15 protein-coding genes are annotated in these 17,329 nt (G+C 46.6%); 9 read left to right on the plus strand and 6 right to left on the minus strand.

Translation table 11 applies throughout. The annotated features are described in order from the left end of the window. Window positions 1–98 precede the first annotated feature (98 nt). A complete protein-coding gene (locus tag ACQ4M5_RS27570; protein WP_430678960.1) occupies window positions 99–251 on the minus strand; it encodes a hypothetical protein in 153 nt (50 codons plus the stop codon). Between the two features lie 221 nt (window positions 252–472). On the opposite strand from ACQ4M5_RS27570, the gene ACQ4M5_RS27575 reads away from it, so the two are divergent. From ACQ4M5_RS27575 to ACQ4M5_RS27605, 7 genes are all read left to right on the plus strand, one after another. Then, on the plus strand, window positions 473–2,650 hold the full coding sequence (locus ACQ4M5_RS27575; protein WP_430678961.1) for a DEAD/DEAH box helicase: 2,178 nt from the start codon (window positions 473–475) through the stop codon (window positions 2,648–2,650). A gap of 180 nt (window positions 2,651–2,830) precedes the next feature. Further along, window positions 2,831–3,697: a universal stress protein gene (locus tag ACQ4M5_RS27580; protein ID WP_430678962.1), complete on the plus strand. Its 867-nt coding sequence runs from the start codon at window positions 2,831–2,833 to the stop codon at window positions 3,695–3,697. A 75-nt stretch (window positions 3,698–3,772) separates the two neighbouring features. Then, entirely contained in the window at window positions 3,773–4,795 is a 1,023-nt protein-coding gene (locus ACQ4M5_RS27585) for a formamidase (RefSeq protein ID WP_430678963.1), read from the plus strand. A gap of 191 nt (window positions 4,796–4,986) precedes the next feature. Next, entirely contained in the window at window positions 4,987–5,670 is a 684-nt protein-coding gene (biuH, locus tag ACQ4M5_RS27590; RefSeq protein WP_430678964.1) for a biuret amidohydrolase, read from the plus strand. A gap of 78 nt (window positions 5,671–5,748) precedes the next feature. Continuing rightward, window positions 5,749–6,951, plus strand: a complete 1,203-nt coding sequence (locus ACQ4M5_RS27595; protein WP_430678965.1) for a BMP family ABC transporter substrate-binding protein — start codon at window positions 5,749–5,751, stop codon at window positions 6,949–6,951. A 49-nt stretch (window positions 6,952–7,000) separates the two neighbouring features. Beyond that, window positions 7,001–7,804, plus strand: coding sequence for a sensor histidine kinase (locus ACQ4M5_RS27600; RefSeq protein ID WP_430678966.1), 804 nt, complete (start codon window positions 7,001–7,003; stop codon window positions 7,802–7,804). Window positions 7,805–7,813: 9 nt separating this feature from the next. Then, window positions 7,814–9,424, plus strand: coding sequence for a serine/threonine protein kinase (locus ACQ4M5_RS27605; RefSeq protein ID WP_430678967.1), 1,611 nt, complete (start codon window positions 7,814–7,816; stop codon window positions 9,422–9,424). Here ACQ4M5_RS27605 and ACQ4M5_RS27610 read toward each other — a convergent pair. The 3 genes from ACQ4M5_RS27610 to ACQ4M5_RS27620 all read right to left on the minus strand — a co-directional run bounded on the left by ACQ4M5_RS27610 (window position 9,421) and on the right by ACQ4M5_RS27620 (window position 12,617). Beyond that, the gene (locus ACQ4M5_RS27610; RefSeq protein ID WP_430678968.1) at window positions 9,421–11,109 is read right to left on the minus strand and encodes a protein kinase domain-containing protein; all 1,689 of its coding nucleotides are present in this window, start codon (window positions 11,107–11,109) and stop codon (window positions 9,421–9,423) included. The genes ACQ4M5_RS27605 and ACQ4M5_RS27610 overlap by 4 nt on opposite strands. 54 nt (window positions 11,110–11,163) lie before the next feature. Further along, complete coding sequence (locus ACQ4M5_RS27615) at window positions 11,164–11,871, minus strand: M15 family metallopeptidase (protein WP_430678969.1); 708 nt, start codon at window positions 11,869–11,871, stop codon at window positions 11,164–11,166. Between the two features lie 440 nt (window positions 11,872–12,311). Beyond that, window positions 12,312–12,617: a WGxxGxxG family protein gene (locus ACQ4M5_RS27620; RefSeq protein WP_430678971.1), complete on the minus strand. Its 306-nt coding sequence runs from the start codon at window positions 12,615–12,617 to the stop codon at window positions 12,312–12,314. 262 nt (window positions 12,618–12,879) lie between these two features. Here ACQ4M5_RS27620 and hemE point away from each other — a divergent pair, with 262 nt between their 5' ends. Next, window positions 12,880–13,944 carry a uroporphyrinogen decarboxylase gene (hemE, locus tag ACQ4M5_RS27625; RefSeq protein ID WP_430678972.1) on the plus strand — a complete coding sequence of 355 codons (1,065 nt, stop codon included), beginning with the start codon at window positions 12,880–12,882 and terminating at the stop codon, window positions 13,942–13,944. Window positions 13,945–14,060: 116 nt separating this feature from the next. Next, window positions 14,061–15,002: an NAD-dependent epimerase/dehydratase family protein gene (locus tag ACQ4M5_RS27630; protein ID WP_430678973.1), complete on the plus strand. Its 942-nt coding sequence runs from the start codon at window positions 14,061–14,063 to the stop codon at window positions 15,000–15,002. Between the two features lie 7 nt (window positions 15,003–15,009). Here the strand turns inward: ACQ4M5_RS27630 and ACQ4M5_RS27635 are convergent, their stop codons facing one another. Both ACQ4M5_RS27635 and ACQ4M5_RS27640 read right to left on the minus strand, forming a co-directional pair. Further along, window positions 15,010–15,759: a ParB N-terminal domain-containing protein gene (locus ACQ4M5_RS27635; protein WP_430678974.1), complete on the minus strand. Its 750-nt coding sequence runs from the start codon at window positions 15,757–15,759 to the stop codon at window positions 15,010–15,012. Further along, window positions 15,756–17,147 carry an AAA family ATPase gene (locus ACQ4M5_RS27640; RefSeq protein WP_430678975.1) on the minus strand — a complete coding sequence of 464 codons (1,392 nt, stop codon included), beginning with the start codon at window positions 17,145–17,147 and terminating at the stop codon, window positions 15,756–15,758. Before ACQ4M5_RS27640 ends, ACQ4M5_RS27635 begins: the two co-directional genes overlap by 4 nt. Window positions 17,148–17,329 lie beyond the last annotated feature (182 nt).

A 17,329-nucleotide genomic window follows, 5' to 3' on the forward strand; every position in this document is an offset into this window, starting at 1 on the left:
CGTAGGAAGAGCAGAGCCAGCGAGGACTGTTGCTACGCCAATGATGGCAATCTGTTTCAGTTTGCTCACGTTCATCTCCAAATTTTGTAAAGGGCAATTTACGAGTGCGGACAGCACCGATGATGATTCACACCTGTTAATCGATCGAGCTTCTTTGGTAGTCCCCAATCAGTGATGAAATGCAGAATGCGCCGTTCCTCTAACCAGGGAGGAATGGCAGGATGAGACCCAAGAGCGGGAATGCGAGGCACATCCAGATTTCACAACTCGAATCGGTTTATAGTTCTACGGGTTTTGGAAAGTGACAGAGAAGCTTTAGACAAGGCAAACCGTACAGAAGTGAGGGTGAAACACTCAACTCACTAAGAGACAGATCATGGATTGGCACAGTTCGAGGATACAAGGCTGAAGATTGGTGTGTCGATCGCGAATTTCAGCATTAAAGTAGGCGATACACGAGGATTAAGAAGAGATGCAGAATCCGTATTACCGACTATCACCCTTTATTCAGGAGTATATTTACAAACAGGGATGGAAGGATTTACGCCCGATTCAAGCGGAAGCCTGCCGAATTTTATTTGAGACAGAGAATCATCTGTTAATCGCAGCGGGGACAGCATCCGGGAAGACTGAAGCGGCATTTCTTCCAGTGTTGACTTTACTGCATGAGAATCCGTCTCGAAGTGTCGGTGCGATTTATATCAGTCCGATTAAAGCCTTAATTAATGATCAGTTCGATCGATTAACAGATCTCTTACAGTTCGCGGACTTCCCGGTTTGGGCATGGCATGGAGATGTCGCGCAAAGTCGTAAAAAAAAGCTCCTAAATGACCCGCAAGGGATTCTGCAAATTACGCCCGAATCGCTCGAAAGTCTGTTGATTAATAAGAGTGCAGAAATCGATCGTATCTTTGGGGACTTGCGCTTTGTGATCATTGATGAAGTTCATGCGTTTATTGGCAGCGATCGGGGCTGTCAAATTCTCTGTCAACTCTCAAGGCTTGCAAAGCTGACAGGGAAGGAACCTCGGCGAATTGGCTTGTCCGCGACCCTAGGCGATTATTCTATAGCAGAATCATGGCTACGGGCGGACACTTCTCGATCTGTCATGACCCCTAAAATTTCAGGGGCAGGGCGAAACATTCAATTATCGATCGAACATTTCTATGATCCGGGCTTGGTGGTTCGCGCAAAAGGGGATTCTCGCGACAAGGTTTTCAATCCTTATCATTTATATTTGTTTCGGCAAACTGAGGGGCGGAAGAGTTTGATCTTTGCCAATGGACGAACGGCAACCGAAGAAGCGATCGCGGCTTTGAGAGAGATTGCACAAGCCAAAGGCGCACCGGATATCTATCACGTGCATCACGGCAGCATTTCCGCAGCGCTGAGAGAAACGGCAGAAGAGGCAATGCGCGATCCTGAAAAGATGGCAGTGACAGCCGCAACTGTGACTTTTGAAATGGGGATTGATTTGGGACATCTCGATCGAGTGTTGCAACTCGAAGCACCGTCATCGGTAGCAAGCTTTCTGCAACGATTAGGACGATCGGGACGACGAGGCGACACCGCAGAAATGCGATTTATCTGCGCTGAAGACAAGCCCACAGGCGAAGAGATTCTTCCAGAACAGATTCCTTGGCAATTACTACAGTCGATCGCGATTATTCAACTCTATTTAGAAGAGCAATGGATCGAGCCTGCTCAAACGATGCGCTATCCGTTTAGTTTGCTTTATCACCAGACGATGAGTACTCTAGCAGCTTTAGGAGAATTGTCACCGAGCGCGATCGCACAAAATGTTCTCAAGCTTCCACCTTTTAAAGCGATTTCACAAGACGATTTTCGATTATTTCTAAAACATCTAATCGACATTGATCATCTAGAACGCACTCCAGAAGGCGGTTTAATTGTTGGAATTGCAGCGGAGAGATTGATCAATAACTTCAAGTTCTACGCAATTTTCCCAGACACCGAAGAGTATTTAGTCAAGCACAAAGGAAAAGCGATCGGGAGCATTATCGTTCCACCGATGGAAGGCGATCGTTTCTCACTAGCAGGTCAAACTTGGGAAGTGATCGAAGTGAATTCAAAGAAAAAAGCGATCGTCGTTGAACCGAGCAAAAAATCAGTCACATCAAGTTCATGGCGCGGAACAATGGGCGAAATTCATTCCAAAGTGCTTCAGCGAATGAAACAAGTTTTGCAGGAAACAACTGTATATTCCTATCTTCAACCGGGTGCAAAACAACGATTACAAGAAGCGAGAGAATTAGCCCAACCGATCATTAACAATCCGATTCAGATGCTTGATGAGGAATTTTGCTGTATCTTTCCTTGGACAGGCACGATCGCATTTCGCACACTAGAACGATTTTTGCGGTTTTATGCCAAGGATGCCTTGGGATTCAAGAGTATCAAAGCTCGATCGCCCTATTTTATTCTGGTGCGGCTTGGGAAATGTAAGGTTGAGAACTTGGAAAATGAACTGCGATCGTTAGTCGATCGTCGATTGAGTGCTGAAGATTTGATCAATGATGACGACATTCCGAAACTGCAAAAATACGACGAGTTTATTCCACCGGAACTATTGAAAAAGAGCTTTGTAGAAGATTATTTGGATCTTGAGGCATTGAGGAAATTGTTTTAACAACGAATACCTGTTGGGAGCGTGAATCAAATCAGTCCGGCGAATAGAATTCGCCAAGCAAATGTTCGGAGTGATTATATTCACATTTTTTAGTGTCAAATCTTGAATTGTGATGCGATCGACTTGTCCGATTATCCAGGATGTTGCACAGTTAGAATAGCCGAGTATTCTAAAATCCCTATGTTTCAACGAATCTTAATCTGTACTGACTTCACAGACGGGCTGCAACGACTCGTCGATTTCGTCCCCCAGATTGCCGCAGGTGGCATCAAACAGATTGTGTTCCTTCACGTCGTGCCCTACGGCGAAGAAGTCGGAGTGCCAAAACCCGATGCCGAAAAAGTCGATCGTGCCCAAAAACAATTTGCTGCGGCTCTAAAAAATGTCCCTCCCGGCATCGAAGTTAAAACCGAAATTCAACCCGGAAAAGCGATCGATGCGATTCTTCGCATCGCCAAAACCTACAGTTGCGATGTCATTTTAATGGGCACTGAAAGCCGTAACCTTCTGACCGAGAAACTATTCGGCAGTACTACGGCAGAACTCTCACAGCGATCGACGATTCCTTTAATGGCGGTTCGCCCCCAACTCATTTCAGCCCTCACCGTTGAAGAACTAAACTTGCGATGTCAGCATCTCTTTCGCGGGTTGTTAGTTCCGTATGATGACAGTGAAGCCTCGAAACATACTGTCTCTGAGATTGCAAAGCTTGTACAGTCTGGGACAGAGCAATTCTGCTATCTCTGTCGCGTCGTAGATGAAAGTGGAAGATATGAACTCTCTCCAGCAGAAGAGGAACGATTAGTCTCCGAAACCCTGAAGCCAACTCAAGCGAAATTGCAAGCAGCAGGAATCAAGACAGAAATCGAATTGCTCCACGGGAATGCGATCGTGCAAATTTTACAAGCGGCTCAAGAGAAAGATGTCAGTGCGATCGCAATTTCATCGAACAATGGCACTCGTGGTTTTTGTGCAGTTCCAAGCTTTGCAGCAGAACTATTACGACGCAGTATGCACCCTGTTTTGTTCTTTCCGGTTCCGCATTAAGACTGTATCCTAAAACACGAATTGCCCTCGAAAAAGTGTGATAAAGCTGACACAAAGCATTCTTGAGGGCAGATCATGAGTGGACTAGGTGGATTAAACAAAACGCCAAACGGTGTTGTTCTGGGACTGGTGCAGTTACAGCTTCCAAATGTTGTGACCCCCGATGATCTTGCCGCGCAGACCGATCGCATTTGTCAGATGGTCGGAAAAGCGCGGCGCAATATGCCCACGATGGATCTGGTCGTCTTTCCAGAGTATTCGCTACATGGATTGTCAATGGATACCAATCCAGCCATCATGTGCCGTTTAGATGGCAAAGAAGTAGAAGCGTTTCAGAAAGCCTGTCGAGACAATCACATCTGGGGCTGTTTCTCGATCATGGAGTACAACCCTCATGGCAATCCGTACAACAGCGGCATCATTATCGATGACAAAGGCGAACTCAAACTGTACTATCGCAAGCTTCACCCGTGGGTTCCGGTCGAGCCTTGGGAACCTGGAAACTTAGGAATTCCCGTCTGTGAAGGTCCGAATGGAAGCACGATCGCATTAATCATCTGCCACGATGGGATGTTCCCAGAGATGGCGCGGGAATGTGCTTACAAAGGGGCAGAAATCATGATTCGCACCGCAGGCTATACGGCTCCGATTCGGCATTCCTGGCAGATTACGAATCAATCGAATGCCTTCTGCAATCTGATGTACACCGCTTCTGTGTGTATGTGCGGCAGTGATGGTACATTCGATTCGATGGGTGAAGGAATGTTCGTGAACTATGATGGGATGCCGCTCGTGATGGGCAGTCACCGACCCGATGAAATCATCACCGCTGAACTACGACCGGATTTAGTGCGGGAAGCTCGGAAGCATTGGAGCGTCGAAAACAATATCTATCAGTTTGGACATCGAGGCTATGTTGCGGTCAAAGGTGGAGCACAAGATTGTCCTTACACTTACATGAAGGATTTAGTCAATGAGAGCTATCGTTTGCCTTGGGAAGACGAAGTAGTTCACACCGATGGTACTTCTTGCGGATTTGCTGCACCTAGTCGATCGTATCGCGGTGAAGAACTTCCAACTTCAGTCACCTCGCCCTGATTTGTAGCCAATTCTATGTTCAGATCCTTTGAGGTTGCCCCCTAAATCCCCCATTCTGGGGGACTTTGAAGCGTGAGAAATTCTTCTATCTCAAAGTCCCCCAAATTTGGGGGATTTAGGGGGCATAAGCCGACTGAAACGAAGCAATAGATCAAGATTTGTACACCGTTAACTTCTATTAGCAGAGATTTATGTTCGTCAAAGCCGATCCCTATCCGTATCCATTCAACGGCGATCTGTGTCCTGAAAATACGGCGCTCATTGTCATTGATATGCAAACCGATTTCTGTGGCAAAGGGGGCTATGTAGACAAGATGGGCTACGACCTATCTTTGACTCGTGCCCCGATCGAGCCAATTCGCCAAGTCATGAATGTAATGCGATCGCTCAATTTTCACATCATTCACACCCGCGAAGGTCATCGCCCCGATTTATCTGATCTACCCGAAAACAAACGATGGCGATCGCAACAAATCGGAGCCGGAATTGGCGATCCAGGACCTTGTGGAAAAATTCTCGTGCGGGGTGAACCAGGATGGGAAATTATCCCAGAACTTGCCCCGCTGCCTGGAGAAGTCATCATCGACAAACCCGGAAAAGGATCGTTCTACGCCACCGATTTAGATCTGATTCTGAACCGCAAAGGCATCCAGAATTTGATTCTCACCGGAATCACGACCGATGTTTGCGTTCATACAACGATGAGAGATGCCAACGATCGAGGATACGAATGCTTACTACTCTCCGATTGCACAGGCGCAACCGATTACGGAAACTATCTGGCAGCGCTGAACATGATCAAAATGCAAGGTGGCGTATTTGGAACCGTGAGCGATTCGATCGAGCTAATCACTGCACTTAAATCGGGATTGTGATAGACAATACAGCTTGAACGATCCAAACCGACTTCAATCGATCGCATTTAATTCAACTCTCCGAAAAAGGAACCCGCGATGAGTAAACATGATCCGCGCCATTCAAAAGTGTCCCGTCGCCAAGTGATTCGGGGGCTACTCGCCACTGGAGCCTTTGGCGCAACCTCGAAACTCTGGACAGGTTGCACTCCTGCCAACAACACCACAACCGCCTCTGGGGGCAGTCCCGCAGCAAGTCCCGCCTCTGCGAGTGAGCTTGTCATGGGCTTTATCTATGTCGGACCTAAAGACGACTTCGGCTATAACCAGGCGCATTATCAAGGTAAAGAAGGCTTGAAAGCGCTGAACATCAATACGGTTGACCAAGCCAGCGTTCCTGAAACAACTGAAGTCCAGGAAGCAATGCGGAACATGATCGAGCAGGACAAAGCAACGGTTCTGTTCCCAACTTCATTTGGCTACTTTGATCCACACATTCTCAAACTGGCAGGCGAATATCCCGAAGTGCAATTCTTTCACTGTGGCGGACTGTACGATGCTGCAAAACATCCTAAAAATGTTGGAAGCTACTTCGGATACATCGACGAAGCTCAGTACGTGGCAGGTGTCGTTGCAGGTCACATGAGCAAAACAGGAAAGCTCGGATTCGTCGCAGCAAAACCGATTCCTCAAGTGCTTCGGAACATTAACAGTTTCACCTTGGGCGCAAGAAGCGTCAAACCCAACATTACAACGCAAGTCATTTTTACTGGAGACTGGTCACTTCCGGTTAAAGAAGCAGAAGCAACCAATAGCTTAGTTGACCAAGGCGCAGATGTGATTACCTGTCATGTGGACAGTCCTAAAGTCGTGATGGAAACCGCAGAAAAACGAGGTGTATTCTCATCGGGCTATCACGCGAATCAAGCCTCGCTTGCTCCTAAAGGCTATCTCACGGGAGCCGAATGGGATTGGACGAAGGTGTATACCGACTACGCCAAGATGATTCAGGAGGGGAAAACGCTGATGAACGGTGGCATTCCCCATTTGCTGCGCGGCGGATACAAAGATGGATTTGTGAAAATTTCGCCGTTTGGTCCTGCGGTTTCGGCTGAAGCGAAAAAAGCAGCAGATGGCATTGTCGCGCAGATGCAGTCTGGAACATTGGTTGTTTACAGAGGTGGACTGAAGGACAATACCGGAAAGACGGTGGTTCCTGAAGGAAAAGATTTCGGTGCAACCGCGATCGAGCTTGAATCGATGAACTGGCTGGTCGAAGGTGTAGTCGGCAAAACAGCTTAGAACGTCGCTGCCACCGCTACACTCATAAACGTGGTTAGCGGTGGCAACGATGAATTTAGTGGATTTAATCGCTGGACTAGGAATTGGTTTTGTCGGGGGATGGCTGGCAAATCGGAAAAAGCCCGATCGACAACTTGAATTGGCATACAGATCGCTGCTCGAACAAGCTCAATTCAAAGCTGGATTTTTAGCTCGAACTTCTCACGAATTACGATCGCCTTTAAACGGCATGATCGGCGCACACCAATTAATCCTTGCAGACTTATGTGAATCGCCAGAAGAAGAACGCGAATTCATCGAACAAGCAAACGAGTCTGCTTTGAAAATGGTGAAGTTGCTTGATGAAGTGATTAATATTTCCAAAGTTGAATTCGGCACAGGCAAATTAGATTTAAAGTCCGTTTCTGTTTCTGATGTCTTTGACAGTGTATTTTCTCTAACGCATCTATTAGCAGAAAATCGGAATTTGCCATTTCAGATTGTGTTGCCCGAACCGGATTTTGAAGTAATGTGCGATCGCAAATCGCTAGAACAAGTTTTAACCAGTTTAATCAGTAGCGCGATCGCAACAATGCAAGATGGAACGCTGAAACTCTCAGCCCAGACCGATTCCAATTTCGTCTATATCGATTTAGAAGACGAACGCCCGATCGAGGTTTGGCGAGACGCGATCGATCTATTGAAAAAAGATTCACCTCCCGATTTAGAGCCGCCATCTTTGGGTTTCAGCTTATTAATCAGTCAGAGCCTAATGGAGTTGATGAATGGTCGGTTAGAATTCGTGAAGATGCCCAGTGGATCAGAGGAAAAAATCACTCAGATCCGATGTACGCTCCCTCGAAGTGCAAGTTGACCTGTCAGCATGAATTCTCTTATCGGTACAACGCTCTCAAACGGCAAATACACCCTCCAAGAAGAGATCGGACAGGGTGGATTTGGAGTGACTTATAAAGCGATTCACCACTTTCTCGAACAAACCGTGGTGATTAAAACGCTGAATGAATCACTACGATCGCAGCCCAATTTCCCCGATCTTCAGCGCAAGTTTCAGGATGAAGCTCGTCGGCTTGCTCTGTGTATTCATCCCAATATTGTGCGCGTCAGTGATTTTTTCATTGAAGACGATCGCGCTTACATGGTGATGGATTACATTCCGGGTAAGACTTTGGAAGAGTTGGTTTTTCCCGATCGACCCATGCCCGAATCGGTTGCCATTCACTACATTCGACAAATCGGCTCTGCGCTTCAAGTCGTCCACCGCAATGGATTACTTCACCGAGACATCAAACCCCAAAACATTATTCTGCATGAGAAAACACAGGAAGCCATCTTAATCGATTTCGGAATTTCACGAGAATTTACGCCAAATTCAACGCAAACGCATACACAAATGATGTCGGTGGGATACGCGCCGATCGAACAGTATTTTGCTCAAGAAAAACGCAGTCCCGCTAGTGATGTATATGGACTCGCAGCAACACTCTACGCATTAGTAACCGCAACCGTTCCAACAGCATCGATTCTACGGGATCATGAACGAATGCCAGAACCGAAAGAACTCGCATCCTCGATTACTCCAGGAGTGAATCAGGCAATTCTTCGAGGAATGGCAATGCAAGCAAGTACCCGTCCTTCAACGATCGAGGAATGGCTTACTTTATTGCCCGAAGGTTCTCCATCCTTCCAAATGACACAGCCTCCGAAGGCATCGACCACCACGACTGAAACGGTGATGTTCGTCCCCAAACCGGAACCTTCAAAGCCTGGATTGCGAGTCGTTTGGTTATTGACAGCCTTATCAGGACTAACATTAACCGGAGTTGCGATCGCAATTCTTTGGCTTCAATCCCGCCCATCTTCCCCCGTCGTCACTCTAAATTCTCCGCCTCCTTTACCGTCCCTTCCCCCTGAACCTTCCCCGTCCGTTTCCCCCAGTCCATCTCCAGTTCAGAGTGCTTCTCCCCGCCCCAAACCCACTCCAGCAACTCCCGCTCCTCAACCGATTCCCGTTGATCCGTCGCTGCCTTCTTCAGAAATGCCGAAAGCAATTACTCGATCGAGCAGTGGTCGCGTCCCAGGATTCGCAGTCGGGACACCAGAACAAGAAGTCAGAGCCGCACTCGGTGATCCGGTTAAAACTAGCGCAGGCTATTGGCAAAATACGCGCAGTGTCTTGTACGAGCCTGTCCCCGATCGCATTAGTTTGGGCTATCTCTACGATCAATCCACCAACCAAATTCGGCAAACAGAAGCTTCATTTGCTCAATCAGTCGATGATTTGACTCTGCAAGTTACTGTGAACGGAATGTTAGGTAGTCGAGCCGCGTCAGAAGTGATCGAAGGTCTGAAACAAGTGTATCGACGGGAACGCGATCGTTATACTTTCCAACAAGGCAACCTCAAAGGCGTGATCGAACGCAACAATCAGGATCGCATTTATGTTGGCGTTTGGGAAGCAGACTTACACGATTAGAACTTAAGCTGACTGCGATGAATCACGCCCGGTGTACCGCAAACATCCGTCGTATACCAATCGCCTTTCAAGTCAGAAACATTGATATCCCGCTTGTCCCGAACCGAGCAGAGAATTGCTCCATTCGGTGAAACTCTGACATTCGAGGGCGGCTGAAAGACGGTCGCCACTCCTGCTTTAGAAATCGAATCCTGCGATGGCTTTGAATCTTGCGGAGATTTTGCACCACAGATTTGCTCTAGCATCTTTTCAGTAGCGGGAGATTGAGGACGATTCACCTGATTCTCTGGCAGGCTTGTCCAAGTTCCGCTGACACAATCGGTTTGGGCTTGAACTCGATCGCGATCCAAGTAATAAACGAATTGAATCAGCGACGGATTACTCGCATCGATCGAACAAGTATCCAGCGTTAAAGTCTGCGCTCTCAAAGTTGTTCCGGTTTGGAATCTGCAAGCTTGATCGATCGGCAGTTCAACAGGTTTCGCTGGTGGATCAGCAGGTTTCGCAGGCTCTTGAGGAACGGGAGACGGTTTAGAAACGGTCGTCTCTTTCGGTGACGGGACTGGAGAAGGATTAACCGGAGATGGTTTCGGAGAAGTGACCGTATTGGTAACCGGAGAATTCGATACGATCGGCGTTGAAGTCGGTCGCATTGTCGAATAAGCTAGCAATCCTGCAATTCCCGCTAAAGAAGCAACTCCCACTCCAATCAGTGCCCATTGCCAAGTCCAAGGAGATCGAGGAACGATAGGCGGTTGAGTGGATGGAGTCGATGCAATCTGCACTGTTTGTGAGGGTCGATCGACTTGGAATTCAGACGCGATCACTGTAGAAGGCGGCACTGATCCGGGTGAAAGTGCCATTGCCATATCTTGCGCTGCGACGAATCGCTGATTGGCATACGGTTGAATTGATCGGTCGATCGCGGTTGCAAAATCCGGACTCACATTCGGGACGTACTGATGCCAGAGAACTTTTCCCGTCATCGGATCGCTGTCTAATTGTTGCGGCTGTCTTCCGGTGAGCAAATAAATCGCGGTTAATCCTAAGCTATACAAATCACTGGAAAAAACGGGACGACCAGCCATTTGTTCGGATGGCATATATCCCGGTGTACCAATCACGATCGAATGCGTCTGATTAGAATTCACCGCAGTTCCCATCGTTTCTTTCACTGCACCAAAATCGATTAAGACAGGCTTGCCATCCGCTCGACGCAGAATGATATTGTCAGGCTTGATATCGCGGTGAACGATTCCTTGGCGATGAATATCTGAAATAGTTGGTAAGAGATCAAGAAGTATCGATCGAACTTCTGCCTCGCTCAATCCGCCCTGTAATTCCACTCGCTGCGTTAAGGTTTCGCCTTCAACCCATTCTTCAACCAGGTAAAACTCGTCTCCTTCCGCGAAGTACGCATAGAGGCGCGGAATCTGGCGATGATGTTCTCCCAAGCGTTCTAGAATCGCTGCTTCTCGCTGAAACCGCTCTTGTACAAGTTGATGAATCTGCGGATTGTCATTAATCGGTTTCAGTTGTTTGAGAACACATTTTCGAGCAGAAGGCATCTGCGTATCTTCTACCAAAAACGTTTTACCAAAGCCCCCATCTCCCAAAACGCCCATAATTCGGTAGCGGTTACTGAGCAGTTGAGACGGAGATCCACCGGGATTTGAAGGACTCATAACTTCTAGAAGAATCAAGACAGGTGATGATTCATTCTACAATCTGATATTCTTTCACTTCTGAAAGATTCGAGAAACAACTTTCGCTTTATCTGGAGCAGGAAGATTCGATGAGGAATGCGTTTCAGCCAACTGTTTCGCTACTGCAAAAATCTGACTCGATCGCTCACTTCCAACAAACCGCCAATGCCAAGGCTCATAGCTCACTCCTTGCCAATTGTGCGGCGGAAACGACAATTCAAATCCAAACTTCTTCGCATTCAACACTAACCACCGATAAGCAGGCGTGTCTGCAAAACTCTGTTTCAAATCGGTTTCGGGATGTTGTCGATCGGCAATATCGAGTGCATATCCTGTGTGATGCTCACTGTATCCAGGTGGAGCACTCCATTTTGCTGCGGCTGTTTTGCTTCCTTGCCGCTCTGTTTGTCGAGCAAATAGGAATGTCTGATCTTTAATCGATCGGAATCCCGAAATCGGCATCAAGGAAACTTTGGCTTTCTTTGCGGCGATCGACATTTCCTGAAAGGCTTTAACCGCTTCGAGATCCATTTTTTCCGGTCTTGCAGAACCCCCTCGAACAAACTGCCCCACGAGTTGCAATCGGTTAGGAACATCTTCCTGATAGGGCAAGTGCCCATACGACAATCGAACTTTAGGGAGTGCTGGCGCGATCGAGGGGATCGGGATCGGCGTTATTTTGAGCAATGGAGCTTGAGGACTGGGGCTTGGAACGGGTGCAGCCTCAAGTTCAGAATTCATGTGTAGCTCCAATGAGATACAGAAAATTAAACTCGTGGTGAAAAGCGCGATCGCGAAAAATCGGAAGAATTTAGACAGCATGAATTAAGGGCAAATTCGACACTCTAACTTAAGTATTCCGCAAATTTTAATCATGCTGACTGTTTGCATAAACTGTTTTAAGAGGACGTTTGAAGAGTAATCGTTCATCGCCTAAATCACCCCTCGAATGAATTCGGGGCTATCGGAACAAAGTCTGTTGAAACAGACTGAAGAGGTTTCTGTAACTGGCTTTCAGTTCCCTTTAGTGGACTTTGATTCGATAGACCGTGATTTCCAATCACGGGCGAAATGCAATCGAAGCGAGCCTCCTTTTCAAACATCCTCTAAATCTTTCACAATAAAACAGCATGAGAGATCTTTCCCCTCATGCCGTTGAATTTCTGAGTTAACCAATCGAATTAATAACGATCGCGAGTGCTGGATACATCCGCCGGATCACGATAAGCGGTTGCACCCGTCGTTGAAGAATGCTCATCGCGCTTGCTATTGCGTCCCAGCAAACCAAACAAGCCGAGCAAACCAAGCAATCCCCAGTAACCGTTGCGTCCTGCTTGGTGGTATTCAGTGTCCACAGCAGTGGTTCCCGTTCCAGTCGTGCCCGTTCCGATTCCTGTTCCTGTTCCGGTTTGGCTCATCGCAGGCAGCGACATCGGAGCCAAAATCAAAGCAGACGCGATCGCGAGTTTTGCAGCAAATTTAGTCATTGTTTTATCCTCTTTTCAAATTCTTCGTGAACTTCAACCTCGAACAGTTACACAATAGAAATTTCAAACCAGAGTTTAATCCGACTAAAGCTTGAGACTTGTCTCTGTTGTTAGAGTCATTCCGAAAATACGAACACACTCCACTTGATAGAGGGAATATTTCAAAACCGTTACATTGATTGGGTTTGCGACGGAGAGAGATCCGCTCAGTGATAGGCTAGGAAACGTAGAAAACAAAAGGATTTATTAAGAGGCTTCTTGCATGACGGGTTCTTCGCAACTTCCACTTTTGTTACGGGCTGCACGGGGTGAAGTGTTGGATCGTCCCCCAGTTTGGATGATGCGACAGGCTGGTCGCTACATGAAAGCCTACCGAGATTTACGCGATCGCTATCCATCTTTCCGCGAACGCTCTGAGATTCCAGAAGTCGCGATCGAAGTGTCGCTTCAACCCTGGAGAGCATTCAAACCGGACGGTGTGATTCTGTTTTCGGATATCGTCACTCCGCTGCCTGGATTGGGGATCGAGATGGATATCGCGGAAGGAAAGGGTCCGATCATTGCTGATCCGATTCGTTCCCAGGCACAAATCGATCGCTTGCATCCCTTGGTTCCCGAAGAGACAATGCCGTTTATCAAAACGATTCTCAAGTCTCTGCGCGAAGAAGTGAAGAACGAAGCAACGGTTCTCGGATTCGTCGGTGCGCCTTGGACTTTAGCGGCGTATGCAGTCGAAGGAAAAGGATCGAAAACCTATTCGATTATCAAGAATATGGCGTTTTCCGATCCAGCGATTCTGCACCAACTCTTGTCGAAATTGGCAGATGCGATCGCGACTTATGCCTGCTACCAAATCGACTGTGGTGCTCAAGTGATCCAAATGTTCGATTCTTGGGCAGGACAACTCAGCCCCCAAGATTACGATACGTTTGCGCTGCCGTATCAACAGCAAGTGTTCCGCAAAATCAAACAGGTGCATCCCGAAACGCCGTTAATTCTGCTGGTGACTGGAAGTGCTGGACTGCTCGAACGGATGTCGAAAGCAGGCGCGGACATTTTAACGATCGATTGGACAGTCGATATGGCGGATGCGCGTGAGCGACTTGGAAAAGACGTGAAAGTGCAGGGCAATCTTGATCCCGGTGTCTTGTTTGGATCGAAGGAATTTATTCGCGATCGCATTCTCGACACGATTCGCAAAGCTGGAAACCGAGGACACATTTTGAACCTGGGACATGGGATTCTCCCGAATACCCCGGAGGAAAATGCGGCTCATTTCTTCGAGACTGCGAAACAAGTCGATCAATTGCTAACGGCTACCCGGTAAAGGAAATTGAAGGATGAAAGATAGATCAGGGATCAGAAATCACAGAATCCGTATATTCTGTTAATTCAAAGGGATTCCTCACACAAGAATCATGTCCTTCATCCTTCATTCCCTCAATGACCAAGCGAATCTTTGTGACAGGTGCTAGTGGTTGCATTGGTCACTATCTTGTTGAAGCGCTCATCCAAGATACTCAGCACGAACTATTTTTGCTCGTCCGAGATGCCAATAAACTGAAAATTGATGTGACGGCTCGATCGGGCATTACGGTGCTTGAATCCGATATGTGTGAGATCGAGCAGCATCGGGATTTGTTGAAAACGATCGATTGTGCAATCTTGGCGGCAACCGCTTGGGGTGGAGACAGTGTTCAAGCTGTGAATGTTGACAAGAATATTGAATTGCTCTTGATGCTGGATGCAGAGCGAGTCGAGCAAGTTCTTTACTTTTCAACGGCAAGTATTCTCGATCGACAAAATCAGTTACTTCCCGAAGCAATGAAGATCGGGAATGACTATCTAAAATCGAAGTATCTTTGCTGCGAAAAGTTAGCAAACTTAGCGATCGCACCCAAAATTACTAAACTCTTTCCAACTCTAGTGATTGGTGGTGGTGAGCGGTATCCCTATTCAGCGATTACGGCTGGAATTCCAGATGTCACAAAGTGGGCAAAATTGATTCGGCTGTTTCGGGCAGATGGCAGCTTCCACTTTATTCATGGACACGATATCGCTCAAGTGGTGAGGCGTTTCGTCGATCATCCGCCTGCTGAGAAAAGCATCGTTTTAGGCAATCCGAAGATTACGGTGAATCAAGCGATCGAGGAACTATGTGATTACCTCGGTTTGAAACCGCTGATTGGAATTCCATTGGTGTGGCTGGCAGATCTAATTATCTTTTTGTTCCGAATTCAAGTCGGGGAATGGGATCGATTTGCTTTGCGCTATCGCCATTTCACCCATTTGAATCCGGTCAGTCCAGCCACGTTTGGAATGGAGAATTATTGCTCAACGATGGAAGATGTTTTGAAGCTGAGTGGCGTTCGGAAGAAAGCCTAGTTCTGCATCACTTTGACGTAGATTGTTTCATAAAAGCAATAAGGGCAGCCTTTGTCTTGTATTTAGAGCGCCCTTTCAACTCTCGTCCTCTAGCTAGTGTCTTGAGTTCTTCAGCACTTAGTTGTTCATACCCTTCCGATTTAACTTTTTCCTCTAATTCTTCAACAGGAACGACTACTCTTTTCCGACTCGTTCCCACTTCTTGTACGATTTGCTGAACAATCGTAGAAAGCTGTTCTTTGAACACAGTTGAAATAGTGGCATGAATCGCATCCGCGATTTGTTCCTGTAAATTTCGCTGAGAACTTTGTTGATTAAAATCTAGAAGTCTTCGATTCAGTTCGCTGAGTTGATTTTCGATTTGCTTTTCCAGGTTGCTTAAGCGCTGTTCGAGCATCGTTAAATCTGACGCAACGGCTAAGGGCGATGGCATTACTTTAGCCTCTTTTTCTGCTCGCAGTAATCGAACCTGCTCTAGAATCGCGGACTCTTTTTCTGGTGGAACAACGATCGCATCGATCATTTCTCCTTTCACTAAATCGAGTTCTTTTGCACGCACCGCTGCATAGTATTCCAAGTGTCCATCGATAACTTCAAACTCTTGAAAACTGAGCTGACGAACGACAAGGGGATTAATCGTTCCTTCTGCATCAAGAATTGCTTTTGCCGCTTGCTCAATTGCGTCTGGTGAAAACGTTGATCGAGCCTGGTTAGATTTGATCTTTTTAACAGGGAGAAGAGAGGGGTGCAAGCTCATAGTGTCATTCCTATCTTTTGCAGAACTTCGGTCGCCAGTGCATCGAACTCCTGAGCGGAGGGAGAGTCCGGTTTGAAGTCAAATACAGATTTTGGATCGGGAATTTCTCGATCGCCTTCCATATAGCTTTTCTCTGCACATTTTGCTAGATCCTCGCGCTCAAAAATCACAGAATCTAGCACTTCAAAGCCGTATCGCTTTGGAATTACAGCTTTTCGTTTAGGCAGGGTTGCTTGCAAAAACTTTGTGTTTGTTGAAATTTTACTAGGCAAAACTCCCAAAACTTCGATTGCAGGCTTGTTGACATAGCGACGAAAAGCATTTTGATCCTTGATAAAGTTACTTACATTCTGTAAGCCTTGGTTCGCGAACGGTTTGAGATCAGATGGAATGATGAGATAGTCGCACGCAATCAACGCAATTTTGGAATAAAGATTCAAAGATGGCGGCGTATCGATTAGCACAAGATCGTAGTCACGTTCTGCCGCTTTTAATTTCTCGACAAGCGTTCCTCGTGTAAAATCTAGTCGATTCAAGTCCTGTTCATCTTTCATCAAATTAATATGTGCTGGAACAACATCAATTACAGGATCGTTGAATGATGATTTCTTTGCGACTTGCGAAATCGGAAAAAGTTCATCTGACTTAAGAAGATGATAAACGTAGCACGATTTAATATCGTCAAATTCTTCATCTTCAAATTTAGCTAAACCGACTGCATAAGTCGTATTTGCTTGAGCATCCAAATCAATTACTAATACTCTTGCACCTTTTTTGCTGAAGGCTGCTGCCAGATTGGTGACGATCGTTGTTTTGCCGACTCCGCCTTTGTTGTGATATACCGCAATGACTTTCATTTCGCGTTTCCTACTTGCTTCTGCGTTAACTTGAGAACTTTTATCTTCTTTAACCTGACCTTTCAGATTTTCCCGACCAATCAAACTTCTTACTGTATTCAATTCGCTCTGAATCTCTCGTCCTCTACACTGAAAAACGAGTTGAATCCTTGCCGAATTCCGATCGTAGATTCTAATCTCCTTGCCATTGGTTAACAAACCGTATCTAATATTCAAACTGCTCAAATACCGACCCAGTTTCCGGACGTGCAGATCCAAATTTTGCTTTGGACTTTTTGCCTCCATTGCCACACTCAGCGGCGAATTCGCATCTAAGACGAACGGAATCACCTGTGCTGCAAATGCAAGAAAATCCAGTCGAATGCTGCCAACAGCAACCTCCTGATGCCAATCATTCGGACGATAGCCCAATGCAGGTAAAAGGTATTGCACAATCAATTTGCTTTCGACTTCACTTTCGTTGCGGCACTGCTCCGGATCAAATTCTAAAGGGGGATTTTCCTCAAACTCCTGCATTTCTTTGCCTTGCAACGGATTCGTAGTAATCGTGATAAATCCAATTACAGATTGGTTCCGTAGGATTACGTAATTTTTTCAATCGCGAAGTTAAAGTTTTCATATAGCGTCTCGATCGTATTTAAAGTTTGCTTTTGTCATTGTTAAATCAGAACGCTGTATGATGTGCCAGATATTCGGATCGCGATTTCGACGAA

It is taken from the genome of Leptolyngbya sp. AN10 (assembly GCF_050565645.1).
In the GTDB taxonomy this organism is placed as follows: domain Bacteria; phylum Cyanobacteriota; class Cyanobacteriia; order Leptolyngbyales; family Leptolyngbyaceae; genus Leptolyngbya.